Here is a 13,889-nt window from a genome sequence, read left to right on the forward strand (position 1 = left end):
CGTCGCTCTTCGTGTCGCTGTGGCGTCCCGATTCCCCCGTACGCTCGCGTAATCGGGCGAGGGCCACCTGCCGCTGCAACGACGTCCATGCTCTGCGTCGGATCTTGTACGAAGCATGGGAGACTGGCACCGGTCCTTGTAGATTCCTTGAATCCGCTGGTCGGGTGGCAGGCGTACGGAGGCAGGTTGGCGGCGCAGTTCGGTGTCCTCGGCGTGGTGGAGGCCCGGATCGACGGCCGGTCCGTCGAGCTCGGGCACGCCCGGCAGCGCTGCGTCCTCGGCGTGCTGCTCGTGGAGGCCGGCCGTCCGGTCACGGTGGACCAGCTGATCGACCGGGTCTGGGGCGACAACGCGCCGCAGCGGGCGGCCGGCGCGCTCTACAGCTACCTGTCCCGGCTCAGGCGTGCCGTCGCGGGCGCCGGCGGGGCCGAGATCCGGCGGGAGCCGGGCGGCTATCTGCTCACCGTGGATCCGGAGGCCGTCGATCTGCACCGGTTCCGTGGCCTGATGGCGTCGGCGCGGGCGGCGGAGTCGGACCGGTCGGCAGCCGGCCTGATCACGCAGGCGCTGGCCCTGTGGCGGGGTGACCCGTTCGCGGGCCTGGACACGCCGTGGCTGGACGCGATGCGCCGTACGCTGCTCGACGAGCGGTCCGCCGCGGAGCTGGATCGCAACGACGTGCTGCTCCGGCTCGGCCGGCACGGCGAGCTGCTGCCGGCGCTGGCCGCCGCCGTGGCCGAGCATCCGCTGGACGAGCGGCTGGCCGGCCAGGCGATGCTCGCGCTGTACCGCAGCGGCCGCCAGGCGGACGCCGACGAGCAGTACCGGCGGATCCGCCGCTCTCTCGCCGACGAGCTGGGCAGCGACCCGGGCGCCGCTCTGCGCCGGTTGCACGAGCAGATCCTCGCCGCCGATCCCGCTCTTGCCGGGCCGGCCGGGGAGAGCCGCGCGCCCGGAGCCCCGGCCACCGCCGCGATGACGACGCCCACGCAACTGCCGGCGGACGTCCGCGCGTTCACCGGGCGTACCGACGAATTGGTCGCGCTGGACCGCCTGCTGGCACCCGCGGGCGGCGAAGAGCCGCCGTTGACCGTCGCCCTGCTGTCCGGTACGGCCGGGGTCGGCAAGTCCGCACTGGCCGTACGGTGGGCACACCGGGTCCGCGACGCCTTCCCGCACGGGCAGCTCTACGTGAATCTGCGCGGCTATGACGCCGAGCAGCCGGTGGGGGTCGCGGACGCGCTGGCCGGGTTCCTCACCGCGCTCGGCGTACGCGGGCCGGAGATCCCGCCCGGCACCGACGAGCGCGCGGGCCGATACCGGTCCGAGCTGACCGGCCGGCGGATGCTCGTGCTGCTGGACAACGCGTCCTCGGTGGAGCAGGTCCGGCCGCTGCTGCCCGGAAGCGGGTCGTGCCTCGTGCTGATCACCAGCCGCGACTCGCTGCCCGGCATGGTGGCCGTGCACGGCGCCGAGCGCGTCAACCTCGACCTGCTCCCGCTGCCGGACGCGGTCGGGCTGCTGGCGAAACTGATCGGCGCCCGGGTGGAGCGGGAGCCGGCCGCGGCCGCCGACCTGGCCGCGGCGTGCGCCCGGCTGCCGCTGGCCCTGCGGATCGCCGCCGAGCTGGCCGCGGACCGTGCCGACGTGCCGCTGGCCGACCTCGTCGCCGAGCTGGGCGACTACCAGGCTCGCCTGGACCTGCTGGACGCCGGCGGCGACCCGCGCGCCGAGATCCGGGCGGTGTTCTCCTGGTCCTACCAGAACCTGCCGGACGGCGCGGCCCGGGTGTTCCGGCTGCTCGGGCTGCACCCAGGCGAGACCGCGCACGTCGACGCCGTGGCGGCGCTGACCGGCACCACCCCCGGCGAGGCGCGGCGGCTGCTCGGGGTGCTGACCCGCGCCAGCCTCGTCCAGGCCGGTCCGGGCGGCCGCTACGGCATGCACGACCTGCTGCGCGCGTACGCCGCCGAGCTCGCCGCCGCGCACGACGGCGAGCCGGACCGGCGCGCCGCCCTCACCCGCCTGTTCGACCACTACCTCGCCGGATCCGTCGCGGCGATGGCCACGCTGTACCCCGGCGGCGTCCCGGCGGCCGGCGATCCGGACGCGGCCCGGGCGTGGATCGAGGCGGAGCGGCCCAACCTCGCCGCGGTCTGCACGTACGGCGCGGCGCACGGCTGGTATCAGCACACCGTCGCCCTCGCCGAGACCCTGTTCCGCTATCTCGACGCGGGCGGGCCGGTCACCGAGGCGGCGGCCGTGACCGCGTCCGCGGTATCCGCGGCCCAGGCGCTCGGCGACCGTGACGCGCAGGCGCGGGCACTGTCCGATCTGGGCCGGCTGCACCGGCGGCAGGGCCGCCTGCACGAGGCCGCCGTCACCTACCGGCAGGCGCTGAACCTGTACGCGGACCTCGGCGACCGCGCGTCCGAGGCCCTGGTGCTGCGCAACCTCGGCAGCGTCGACTGGCGGCTGGGCGACTACCGGCAGGCCGCGGAGCACTACCGGCGGGCCCTGGCGGTGTACCGGCAGCGCGGTGAGGACGCCGGTCAGGCCGATGCGCTGGTCCGGCTCGGGCTGATCGACGCGCGGCTGGGCGATCACGAACAGGCGGCGCAGCGGTTTCGGTCGGCTCTCGACCTGTACGCCGTACTCACCGACCGGTTCAGTGAGGCGTACGTGGTCTCCCTGCTGGCCCGGCTGCCGCACCGCCCCGTTCCGCTCGACCGGGCCGCCGCGCACCTCGAACGGAGCCTCGCCACGGTCCGGCGCACCGGCGACCGGACCGCGGAGGCGTACGCGCTGACCGATCTGGCCGCGGTGCTCGCCCGCCAGGGCCGCCTCACCGAGGCGGCCGAGCACCTGCGCCGCGCGCTCATGCTGCACCGGCGGATCGGGGACCGCGCCAGCGAGGCCGAGGCGCTCAACGACCTCGGCCAGGTGCTGCTCGCCGCCGGCGACCCCGCCGGGGCCCGGGCCCAGCACGGCCAGGCGCGGTCGCTGGCCGAGGACATCGGCGACAGGTACGAGCAGGCCCGGGCGCACGACGGCCTCGCGGCGGCGGGGCGCGACGCCGGGGACCTCGACGGCGCCCGGCCGCACCGGGACCGCGCCCGGCAGATCTTCGCCGACCTGCACGTGCCCGCCGCGCGGGCCGTCATCGTCCCGGCGACGGTGCCGGACGGGTAGGTCAGGCGCGGCGGGCGCCGTCGATCCACAGCACGGTGACCGGCCGTCCGCGGGCCCGGGCGTACGCGACGACGTCCGCGGTGCCGCCGACCCCGCGCGCCGGCAGGCCGTCCCACACGGCGAACAGGTGGTCGCAGCGGTCCACGAGGGCGTGGCCGGCGGCGAGGTAGCCCTGCTCGCACGGCTCGGCGTACGGCATCGTGATGACTGTGGCCGCCGCGCGCGCGAGATCCTCGAACCGCGCCCGGCTGCCGTCCGCGGGCAGCGACCCGGCGTAGTCCCCGCACGGCAGAACCGCCTCGAGCGTGCCGCCGACCGCCAGCACATGGGTGGCGAACAACTGGTCGGCGCCCTCGGCCAGGCTCGACACCGCCAGAAGCCCGGCGCCGACGGGCAACGTCCGCCGCCAGTACGCGAGCGCGAGCTCGGCGATGCCCGGCGGGAGCACCCGGTGACCGGTCACACCAAAGCGCACATCGCCCCCCGAACGACGCTCGTCAAGCCGCCAAGAGACTACGGCCTGGGTGCCCGGTCCGGAAGCGCCGGCCGTGCGTACGCCCGGGAGCGTGACGGTGCGAAGGGGCCCCACCGGCCGGTAGCCGGGCGTGGGACCGTTCGGGGGACGCACACCGACGAACGGGGAGATCCGATGGTCACGGTCCCGGCGGGCAGCACGCTCGTGCTGCGGTGCCCTGGTGAACCGCCACTCACGCTGATCGTGCCGGCCGAGGTCGGCGCGGAGTTCGTGGCCGAGCTGCCGCCGATCCCGGTGCTCGGCCCGGACGATCCGGGCACCCGCCGCTCCGGCATCCTCGAGCTGGTCAGCAGCGCCGGCGTCACCTGGGTCGAGGCGGACCTGCGCGGCGGCGTCCTGACCATCACCGGGCCCCCGCCCACCGACGTGGTGCAGCGGCGCGGCGCCGTGCGGCGCCCCGGAATGTACGCCGCGACCGGCACCGCCGAGCTCGACTCCGAACCGGGCCGGCGGCTGGTGGCGGTGTCCGGGCACGTCGAGGACGTCTCCACCAGCGGCCTGCTGCTGCGCGCAACGCCCGCCGACAGCCTGCACCTGCCGCCCGGTATCGTGCGGACACTGCTGCACATCAGCATGCCGTGGGGCGACATGACCGCCACGGTCGCGACGGTGGACCAGCGGGCCGACCAGCTGCGCGGCACGTACGAATGGATGGACCCGGCCGACGAGGCCGCTCTGCGCGCGTTCTGCTCGGCGCGCTGAGCCGGCCCACCGACGGGACGTCAGGCGCCGCGGCCCAGCTCGGGCATGGTCTGAACTCCACGGCCCGGCCGATGTCGGCGACCGGCAGGAACACGAAGCGCGGCGAAGGGTGTGGCAGCGAAGGCCGCCACACCCTTGATCCATGCGGGACGGATCAGCTCAGGCTGAACCGCTGGTTGGCCTGCCCGTGGCAGTCGTAGATCTGGACCTGCTGGCCGTTGCCGGTGCCCCACACGTCGAGGCAGCGGCCGGACTGTACGCCCGTGATGGTGCCGTTGGAGTTGACGTTCCACTGCTGGTTGGCCTGGCCGTTGCAGCTGTAGATCTGTACGGCCGAACCGTTACCGGAGCCCGCGGCGTCCAGGCACTTGTTGCCGTACACGGTCAGCTGCTTGCTGGATGTGAGGGTCCACGTCTGGTTCGCCTGGCCGTTGCAGTCGTAGAGCTGCACCCGGGTGCCGTCGTTCTGCGACGCGTTGGGCACGTCGATGCAGCGGCCGGACTGGGCGCCGACGATCCGGTTCCCGCCGGCCGGCGGCACCGAGGGCGATCCGGAGCCGTTGCTCGGCGGCGGCGAGGTGGGGCCGCCGGCGGAGTTGAGGGCGTTGAGCACCGAGGTGTACGCCGCCTTCTTGTTGCCGCCGCCGTCGAAGAGCAGCGGGTTCTCGTTGGAGCGCCAGGAGTCGCTGTCCCGTACGCCCCAGACCGTGATGCCCACGCAGCGCGCCACGTTGAGGCAGGCCTGGGTGAGCCCCGCGTACTGGGAGGTCGACGCGTTCGTGACGTCGACCTCGGTCAGCGCCACGTCCACGCCGAGTGCGGCGAAGCTCGACAGGGTGGTCTGGAAGTTGCCGGGCAGCGAGCTGCCTCCGGTGAAGTGGGTCTGCAGGCCGACGCAGTCGATCGGTACGCCGCGGGACTTGAAGTCGCGGATCATGTTGTAGACGCCCTGCGTCTTGCCGTACGACCAGTTCTCGATGTTGTAGTCGTTGTAGCAGAGCTTCACCGAGGGGTCGGCGTTGCGGGCCGTACGGAACGCGACCTCGATCCAGTCGTTGCCGGTGGACTGCAGGTTGGACTGCCGGCGGCTGCCGTCCTCGTTGAAGGCCTCGTTGACGACGTCCCAGTAGGCGAGCTTGCCCTTGTAGTGGGCCATCACGCCGTTGATGTGGTCGATCATCGCCTGGCGCAGGCTGCTGCCGCCGAGGCTCTGCATCCAGCCCGGCTGCTGGGCGTGCCAGGCGAGGGTGTGGCCGCGGACCTTCAGGCCGCGCTGGGTGGCCCAGTTGTAGATCTGGTCGCCGGCGCCGAACGAGAACTGGCCCCGCTGGGGCTCGGTCGCGTCCGGCTTCATCTCGTTCTCGGCCGTGATCATGTTGAACTCGCGCCCGGCGATCGTGGCGTATGTCGAGTCACCGAGCCGGCTGCCGGCGATCGCCGTGCCGAAGTACCGGCCGGACTGCGCGGCGGCCGCCCCCAGGGTGCTCGCGGCCGCGTCGGCGTCCGGCATGGCCGTCACCACACCCGCCGCCGCGAGGGCCGTCACGGCGCCGGCGGCCAGCAGGTTCCGTACGGACCGGCGCCCCGGGGAACCGGTGGCGCGGGCTGAATGACTGCTTGCCACGATTGCCTCCTTTCTCGATCCCGGTTTCCGGGCGCACTGCGCCGCACGCACGGCGGAATGGCGTCCGTTCTGCGCGTACGGAAATCCGGAATGATGTGTCTCGATGTGACGCCATGCTGGCACAGCGCCATCCCGGAAACAATACTTTCCGGAAGACTTCCGGAAATCCAGCGGTGTCATATCGCGGCAGGCTGGCACTGAAAACCTGTTATGACATCGCTGAAAGGCTGCTAAGGCTTGTCTCCGACCTGTGGAAACTTTCGGTCCATCGGCCCCTCTTGATGCCGACGAAATGCTCTGGCAACATTGCGAACTCTCGATGGCCTTCGGTCGGAAGTTCCGCGAACGTGGTGTTGTTACCGTTCACTTCCTCGTCGGTCCCGAGTGCGGAAATCGGCGTGCCCGATTTCCTGGCGCCGCCATTCCCCCCGTCCCGAGGCGTCAAAAGCAATTCTGGAGGAGAAGCGTGAAACCATCCCTGAGACGCAGCTGGCTTGCGGTGGCAACCGCGGCGTTCACCGTGCTCGCCGGCGGTGTGGTCACGACCGTGAACGCTCCCGCGGCGTCGGCGGCGACCATCGACACCGGTGCCTGGTACGTCCTCGTCAACCGCAACAGCGGAAAAGCTCTCGACGTGTACAACCTGGCCACCAACGACGGGGCCCGGATCACCCAGTGGACCCGCAACGACCAGAACCAGCAGCAGTGGCAGTTCGTCGACTCCGGGGGCGGCTTCTACCGGCTCAAGTCCCGGCACTCGGGCAAGGTGCTCGACGTCTACAACTGGTCCACCGCCGACGGCGGCTCCGTCGTCCAGTGGACCGACAACAACGCCGCCAACCAGCAGTTCAGCATCCAGGACATCGACGGCTACGTTCAGTTGATCAACCGCAACAGCGGCAAGGCCCTCGAGGTGCAGGGCGCCTCGACCGCCGACGGCGGCAACATCGTCCAGTACGCCGACTGGAACGGCGCCAACCAGCAGTGGCAGCTCGCCCGGGTCGGCGACTCGGGTCCCACGACGCCGCCGCCGAGCGGCTCGTGCACGCTGCCGTCGAGCTACCGCTGGAGCTCGACCGGAGCGCTCGCGACCCCGAGGTCCGGGTGGGTGTCGCTCAAGGACTTCACCACCGTGCCGTACAACGGCCGGCATCTGGTGTACGCGACCACGCACGACACCGGGTCCAGCTGGGGCTCGATGAACTTCGGCCTGTTCACCAACTGGTCGGACATGGCCTCGGCGAGTCAGAACGCGATGAGTCAGGGCACGGTCGCACCGACGCTGTTCTACTTCGCGCCGAAGAACATCTGGGTGCTGGCGTACCAGTGGGGTCCGACGGCGTTCAGCTACAAGACCTCGAGCGATCCGACCAACGCCAACGGCTGGTCCGCGGCGCAGCCGTTGTTCACCGGCAGCATCTCCGGCTCGGGCACCGGCCCGATCGACCAGACGCTGATCGGGGACGGGCAGAACATGTACCTGTTCTTCGCCGGTGACAACGGGAAGATCTACCGGGCCAGCATGCCGATCGGCAATTTCCCGGGCAGCTTCGGTTCGTCGTACACGACGATCATGAGCGACTCCACGAACAACCTGTTCGAAGCGCCGCAGGTGTACAAGGTGCAGGGGCAGAACCAGTACCTGATGATCGTCGAGGCGATCGGTGCGAACGGCCGTTACTTCCGCTCGTTCACCGCCACCAGCCTCGGCGGAACGTGGACCCCGCAGGCCGCCACCGAGAGCAACCCCTTCGCGGGCAAGGCCAACAGTGGCGCGACGTGGACCAACGACATCAGCCACGGTGAGCTGGTCCGTACCAGCGCGGATCAGACCATGACCATCGACCCGTGCAACCTGCAGCTGCTCTACCAGGGCCGCTCGCCCAGCTCCGGCGGCGACTACGGGCTCCTGCCGTACCGGCCGGGCCTGCTCACCCGCCAGCGCTGACACCATCCGCCCCGCCCGGTCACCGGGCGGGGCGGCCGTCCGCCCGTACGGCATGATCGTCGGGTGTCAGCCGCAACGCCGTCGTCCCCCGATCCCGCCGCCGCCCTCACGCTGCCGCTCAACCGGCGTCGAAGGGCCCGCCGGGCCGCCTTCCTGATCGGTCTCCTCCTCATCGTGCCGGTGCTGGCCGTGATCGCCGTCCTCGCTCTGACGCGCACCCTGTCGCTGGCGTACCTGTTCGCACCGGGCTTCCTCGCCGCGCTGAGCGTGCCGTTCGGCATCGCCTGGATCGCCCGGCCGAACCGGCTCCCGAAGGCCGACCCCGTGCTCGACCACACCGGCATCAGGCTGAGCGCGGACGGCCGCCGGCTGCGCCGGGACGTCGTGCTCCCCTGGGACCGGGTCCGGAGCCTGGGGATCGTCCTGCGGACCCTCACCATCGAACCCGTGGCCTGGACGGACCTGGCCGCCGACGACCCGGCCGATCGGAAACGCTGGGAACGGCGCGAACGCAACCGGAACCAGACGCGCAGATGCCTGGAGTACGGGCTCGCCAAGGGGCTGCCGGGCAAGGTGCAGCTGCGGGACATCGTCACAGATCTCAGCGGCGGCCGCGTCAGCCTCGATTGAACCCCGGGCGAGCACTCCCCGCCATGTGACGACGCCGCTGGATCCGTCGTTCTTCGCCGACGCCGACGCCGACGCCGACGCCGACGCCGACGCCGACGCCGACGCCGACGCCGACGCCGACGCCGACGCTTACGCGCCGGTCGGGATCGGCAGCGGCGTCCGGATGGACAGCTGCCGGGTGCGGGCGCTTGCCGTCACGGGCGTACGGCCTCGGCGTGGAAGACCTGGTTGCTGCCGTACGGGATGTCCTTGGGCGTGTAGGCGATGCGGCCCGGGCACAGCCCGCGCTCGGCGAGGTCCTTGGCGATCAGCGGCACCGCCTCGATGGTCGCCGGGGGCCAGTCGTGCATGAGGATGATGCCCCCCGGCTGAAGGGTGTGCGCCGCCGCGGCGATCTCCTCGGCCGTGGCGCCGGCCCAGTCGCGGGAGTCGACGGTCCACAGCACCTCGAGGAGGCCGATGCGGGCCTCGTCGGCGCGGACCTGGTCGTCGGTCTCGCCGTACGGGGGGCGGAAGAGCGTCGGTTCGCGGCCGGTGACGTCGCGCAGGGCCCACTGGGTGCTGGCGATCTCCTGGAACGCCGCGGGCTCGCCGATCTCGGGGAGGTGCGGGTGGGTGAAGGTGTGGTTGCCGACCCACATCCCGGCGCGCAGCTCGGCGCGGACGAGGCCGGGCTGGTCGAGGGTGTGGTTGCCCTGGTTGAAGAAGGTGGCGCGCAGGCGGCTGGCGCGCAGGGCGGCGAGCAGTCGGCCGGTGGTCGCGCTCGGCCCGTCGTCGTAGGTGAGGCCGACGTACCCGTTGCGGCAGGGCCGGTCGTGGGTCGAGGCCTGGGATGCGCCGGTGAAGCCGAAGACGGCGAGGGTGGAGGCGGCGAGCAGTGCGGTGACCCGGCCACGGAGACGGCGTTCGGTCATGGCTCCTCCTGGGGAAGCGGGGGCAACCGCCGAAAGTTCCGGGGCGGCTGTTCTCCCCGTACGCTAGGGATAGCAGCGAAAGTCGTCAATAGAGTGGCCGAAACTTCCGAGAACGTTTCGGGGTGTTGCGGGCCGAAGGCCTCTGCCTCGCCGGATCGGCCGCCGCGCAGGCTGGCGGGGAGGACGCGCGGAAGGCGGCGGTGATGGGTCGCTGGCTCACCGATGTCATGGCGGGGATTCCGCCCGCGCTGGCGTACGTGGTGGTCGCGGTTCTCGCCACCGCCGAGTCGCTGTTCCTCGGCCTCGTGCTGCCCGGCGAGCTCGTGCTGGTGCTCGGCGGACTGCTCGCCTATCACGGCCGGGCCAGCCTGACCGTCATGCTGGTGCTCGCGGCCGTGGGGTCGGTCGGCGGGTATCTGCTCGCGTACGCGATCGGGCGCCGGTACGGGCCGGCGTTGCGGACCAGCCGGCTGGGGCGGCGGATCGGGCCGAAGCGATGGGCCGTGGTGGAGCGGGCGCTGGTCGAGCGGGGAGCCCGCGCGATCCTGTTCGGACGGCTCGTCGGCCTGTTGCGCGCCGTGATGCCGATGGCGGCGGGGATGGCGCGGATGCGGTTGCGCACCTTCGCGACGTACGCCGTCATCGGGGGTTTGATCTGGGGGCCCGGCTCCGTGCTGATCGGCTATTTCGCCGGGGGTTCGTATCAGAGAATCGCCGCAGTGACCGGGCCCGCGGGGCTGGTCCTGGTGCTGTTGCTCGTGCTGATCAGCGCGGTGACCGCGGCGGCCCGGTGGGTCGCGACCCACCCCGAGCGCCTCCGCGCCCTGGCCGGCCGGGTGATCGACCGGCCCCGCGTCGCCGGCCTGCGGCGGCGCTACCGGCGGGAGCTGGCGTTCGTCGCGCGCCGGTTCACCCGCGGCGGTGCGCTCGGCCTCTCGCTGACGACGGGCCTGGTCGTCATCGGGCTCGCCGGGTGGGCGTTCGGCGCCGTCCTCGAGGACGTCGTCCGCAAGGACGAGCTCGCCACGCGGGACAGCCCGGTCGCCGCCTGGCTGGTGGAGCACCGCATCGGCTGGCTGACCGCCGTCATGCGGGTGGTGACGACGCTGGGCACCGGCCGGGTCGTCGCCGTGCTGCTCGTGCTGGCCGCTCTCCTGCTGGCACGCAAGGGATACCGGTGGTCGACCGCCGTCATGCTGTCCGTCGTCGCCGGTGGTACGAGCGTGCTGGTGGATGCGATCAAGCTGCTGACGACGCGGACCCGGCCGGCCATCGCCGACCTGCTGACGGCCGCGCCGGGGTACGCCTTCCCGTCCGGGCACAGCGCGCAGGCGGCGGCCGCGTACGGAGTCATCGCGTACCTCGCCGCGGGGCGGCTGCGGCGCTGGGGTCACCGGGTGACGGCGTGGGCGGTGGCGGTCCTGGTCACGATGCTGGTCGGCTTCTCGCGGCTGTATCTCGGCGCGCACTGGCTCACAGACGTGCTCGGCGGGTTCGCCCTCGGCGCGACCTGGGCCGGCCTGGTCGTGACGACCTTCGCCATCCTGATGCGCGGCACCGGAGCCCGCCCCGGTGCGCGTGCCGGAGCCGGGCCGAGTGCGCGTGCCGGAGCCGGGCCGAGTGCGCGTGCCGGAGCCGGGCCGAGTGCGCGTGCCGGAGCCGGGCCGAGTGTGCGAGCCGACGCCGGCCCGGGTGTGCGGGCCGGAGCCGGTTCCGGGGCGCGGGCCGGCGGCCGGCCGGAGCCCGCGCGGGCGCACCGAGCGGGCGACCCGTGAGTCAGTACGAGTTGTTGCTCTGGAAGTGCGACCAGGCGCCGCACGGCGTGTCGTAACGGCCCTTGATGTACCCGAGGCCCCACTTGATCTGCGTGGCCGGGTTGGTCTTCCAGTCCGAGGCGACCGTGCCCATCTTGCTGCCCGGCAGGGCCTGGGGGATCCCGTACGCGCCGCTGGGGTTGGCGGCTTTCTCGTTCCAGCCGCTCTCGTGGTTCCACAACTTGTTGAGGCAGGGGAACTCGGCGAGCCCGAAGCCGGCCTCGAGGGTGAGCGCGCACCCGATGGCGCGGTTGCCGCTGTATTCCTTGCAGGACGACGGGATCTCGCCGGCGAACGGCACCGTCCCGTTCTCCTCGGCCGCCTTGCGCTCGATCGCCTTCTTCTCCTGTTTGCGTGCCTTGGCCGCGGCGGCGCGGGCCTGACCGGCCGCCTTGCCGGCGGCGTCGCTGGTGGCCGCGTGCCGCCAGGCGCGGGCGGCGATCTGCTGGGTCTCGCGCACCTGCAGCAGCTGGAGGTCGGCGGCGTCGGCCCGGACGGCGACCCGGCTGCGCTCCTCCTGCTGCTGATCCTCGCGCATCTGTCCTAGATGGATGCCGCCGATGACGCCTGCGACCAGCAGGCCGACGGAGGTGGCGCGAACACCGACCCGGCTCCAGAGCCCATCCACGAAACGTCCCTTTCCTTCCAGCGACGGTGGCGGCACCATACCGGCTCCCGGCGGCACAGCCAAGCTCGGTCCGAACGCCTTCGGAAAAGTACCGGAATTTCCGGAGGCGGGATGCCGCCGTGATTCCGGCCGTGTTGCCGAATTGTTATCCCGGTCTTCGGGTTAGGTCGGATCGAGCGCTTGTGCTGGGGCGCGTGATGGTCGACCGTTGCCGAAACAACAAAAACTTTCTGATCTGATCGAGATCAAGTCCCCGAAACTTTCGGAGCCCGAGTCTCGATCATGGAGGGGTCACCATGCGTAAGGGAGTGTTCGCCCTTGCTGCCGCCGGGCTGCTGGCCACGGGCAGCATCGCGGCCTGCGGCGACAACGGCGGGTCCGACAGCGGCAGCGGCACCGGGAGCTCGTCGACCGGCAAGGTCGGCGTGATCCTGCCGGACACCAAGAGCTCGGCCCGGTGGGCCACCGCCGACCTGACGTACCTGAAGGAGGCGTTCGCGGCGGCCGGCGTGCAGGCGGACATCCAGAACGCGCAGGGCGACAAGGCGCAGTTCCAGACCATCGCGGACGGCATGATCTCCAGCGGCGTCAAGGTGCTCATGATCGTCAACCTGGACTCCGGTACCGGCAAGGCCGTGCTGGACAAGGCCAGGGGCGCGGGCATCGCGACGATCGACTACGACCGGCTCACGCTCAACGGCGGCGCGAACTACTACGTGTCCTTCGACAACGTGAAGGTCGGCGAGCTGCAGGGCCAGGGCCTGGTCGACTGCCTGGCCGCCAAGAAGTACGTCAAGCCCGTGGTGGCCGAGCTCAACGGGTCGCCGACCGACAACAACGCCACGCTCTTCAAGCAGGGCTACGACTCGGTCCTCAAGCCGAAGTACGACTCCGGCGAGTTCCAGAAGGGGCCGGACCAGGCCGTACCGGAGTGGGACAACGCGCAGGCCGGCACGATCTTCGAGCAGATGCTGACCCAGAACAAGAACATCAAGGGTGTGCTCGCGGCCAACGACGGCCTCGGCAACGCGGCGATCGCGGTGCTGAAGAAGAACAAGCTGAACGGCCAGGTCCCGGTCACCGGCCAGGACGCCACCGTCCAGGGCCTGCAGAACATCCTCGCCGGCGACCAGTGCATGACGGTCTACAAGGCGATCAAGAAGGAGGCCGACGCGGCCTCCCAGCTGGCTATCGCGCTGGCCAAGGGGGAGAAGCCGACCACGGCCACCGGAACCACCCGGGACCCGGAGTCGGGCAAGGACGTCCCGTCGGTGCTGCTGACCCCGCAGGCGATCACCAAGGACAACGTCAAGGACGTCGTCGCCGACAACTACGTCACCAAGGAGCAGCTCTGCACGGGCGACTTCGCCAAGGCCTGCACCGAAGCGGGGATCAGCTGACCACTGAGCCGGCCCCGGCCGACCGCGGGCATCGGCGGGCCGCCGACGCGGGCCCGTCCGGCCGCGGGCATCGGCCGGCCGCCGAGCCGGCCGGCTGAACCTCACCAGCGCCACGGCGCCGTCCACGTGCACCGCGCGTGGGCGGCGCCGCATCGACAAGGAGCATTCGTGGCCGCCACACCCCTCCTGGAGCTGCGCGGGATCGACAAGAGTTTCGGTCCGGTCCAGGTCCTCCATGACGTCGGACTGTCCGCGTACGCCGGCGAGGTCACCGCGCTCGTCGGCGACAACGGCGCCGGCAAGTCGACCCTCGTCAAATGCGTCAGCGGGATCTACCCCATCGACGCCGGCACCATCTCCTTCGACGGCCGCCCGGTGACCATCCACAGTCCCCGCGACGCCGCCGAGCTGGGCATCGAGGTCGTCTACCAGGACCTCGCGCTCTGCGACAACCTGGACATCGTCCAGAACATGTTCCTCGGCCGCGAGAAGGTACGCGGCC

11 protein-coding genes are annotated in these 13,889 nt (G+C 71.8%); 7 read left to right on the top strand and 4 right to left on the bottom strand.

Going from position 1 to position 13,889, the window contains the following annotated elements:
- Nucleotides 1–186 precede the first annotated feature (186 nt).
- The gene (locus AB0K03_RS34295; RefSeq protein ID WP_364693877.1) at nt 187–3,192 is read left to right on the top strand and encodes a BTAD domain-containing putative transcriptional regulator; all 3,006 of its coding nucleotides are present in this window, start codon (nt 187–189) and stop codon (nt 3,190–3,192) included.
- A gap of 1 nt (nt 3,193) precedes the next feature.
- Here the strand turns inward: AB0K03_RS34295 and AB0K03_RS34300 are convergent, their stop codons facing one another.
- On the bottom strand, nt 3,194–3,655 hold the full coding sequence (locus tag AB0K03_RS34300) for a hypothetical protein (protein WP_364693880.1): 462 nt from the start codon (nt 3,653–3,655) through the stop codon (nt 3,194–3,196).
- A gap of 186 nt (nt 3,656–3,841) precedes the next feature.
- Between AB0K03_RS34300 and AB0K03_RS34305 the strand changes: the two genes are divergently transcribed.
- Nucleotides 3,842–4,429 carry a PilZ domain-containing protein gene (locus AB0K03_RS34305; protein WP_364693882.1) on the top strand — a complete coding sequence of 196 codons (588 nt, stop codon included), beginning with the start codon at nt 3,842–3,844 and terminating at the stop codon, nt 4,427–4,429.
- A gap of 154 nt (nt 4,430–4,583) precedes the next feature.
- Here the strand turns inward: AB0K03_RS34305 and AB0K03_RS34310 are convergent, their stop codons facing one another.
- Nucleotides 4,584–6,053, bottom strand: a complete 1,470-nt coding sequence (locus AB0K03_RS34310; RefSeq protein ID WP_364693885.1) for an endo-1,4-beta-xylanase — start codon at nt 6,051–6,053, stop codon at nt 4,584–4,586.
- Nucleotides 6,054–6,573: 520 nt separating this feature from the next.
- On the opposite strand from AB0K03_RS34310, the gene AB0K03_RS34315 reads away from it, so the two are divergent.
- A complete protein-coding gene (locus AB0K03_RS34315) occupies nt 6,574–8,001 on the top strand; it encodes a non-reducing end alpha-L-arabinofuranosidase family hydrolase (RefSeq protein WP_364693911.1) in 1,428 nt (475 codons plus the stop codon).
- Nucleotides 8,002–8,064: 63 nt separating this feature from the next.
- Complete coding sequence (locus AB0K03_RS34320; protein WP_364693888.1) at nt 8,065–8,631, top strand: hypothetical protein; 567 nt, start codon at nt 8,065–8,067, stop codon at nt 8,629–8,631.
- A 194-nt stretch (nt 8,632–8,825) separates the two neighbouring features.
- Here AB0K03_RS34320 and AB0K03_RS34325 read toward each other — a convergent pair whose 3' ends face one another.
- On the bottom strand, nt 8,826–9,545 hold the full coding sequence (locus AB0K03_RS34325; RefSeq protein ID WP_364693890.1) for a polysaccharide deacetylase family protein: 720 nt from the start codon (nt 9,543–9,545) through the stop codon (nt 8,826–8,828).
- A gap of 203 nt (nt 9,546–9,748) precedes the next feature.
- On the opposite strand from AB0K03_RS34325, the gene AB0K03_RS34330 reads away from it, so the two are divergent.
- On the top strand, nt 9,749–11,320 hold the full coding sequence (locus AB0K03_RS34330; RefSeq protein WP_364693893.1) for a bifunctional DedA family/phosphatase PAP2 family protein: 1,572 nt from the start codon (nt 9,749–9,751) through the stop codon (nt 11,318–11,320).
- Nucleotide 11,321: 1 nt separating this feature from the next.
- On the opposite strand, the gene AB0K03_RS34335 is transcribed toward AB0K03_RS34330, so the two are convergent.
- Complete coding sequence (locus AB0K03_RS34335; protein ID WP_364693896.1) at nt 11,322–11,987, bottom strand: transglycosylase SLT domain-containing protein; 666 nt, start codon at nt 11,985–11,987, stop codon at nt 11,322–11,324.
- A gap of 296 nt (nt 11,988–12,283) precedes the next feature.
- On the opposite strand from AB0K03_RS34335, the gene AB0K03_RS34340 reads away from it, so the two are divergent.
- Nucleotides 12,284–13,387, top strand: coding sequence for a substrate-binding domain-containing protein (locus AB0K03_RS34340; protein WP_364693899.1), 1,104 nt, complete (start codon nt 12,284–12,286; stop codon nt 13,385–13,387).
- Nucleotides 13,388–13,555: 168 nt separating this feature from the next.
- Nucleotides 13,556–13,889 (top strand): ATP-binding cassette domain-containing protein (locus AB0K03_RS34345; RefSeq protein WP_364693902.1); only part of this gene is annotated, 334 nt, incomplete at its 3' end.

The organism is Actinoplanes sp. NPDC049316, from assembly GCF_040677315.1.
GTDB lineage: Bacteria > Actinomycetota > Actinomycetes > Mycobacteriales > Micromonosporaceae > Actinoplanes.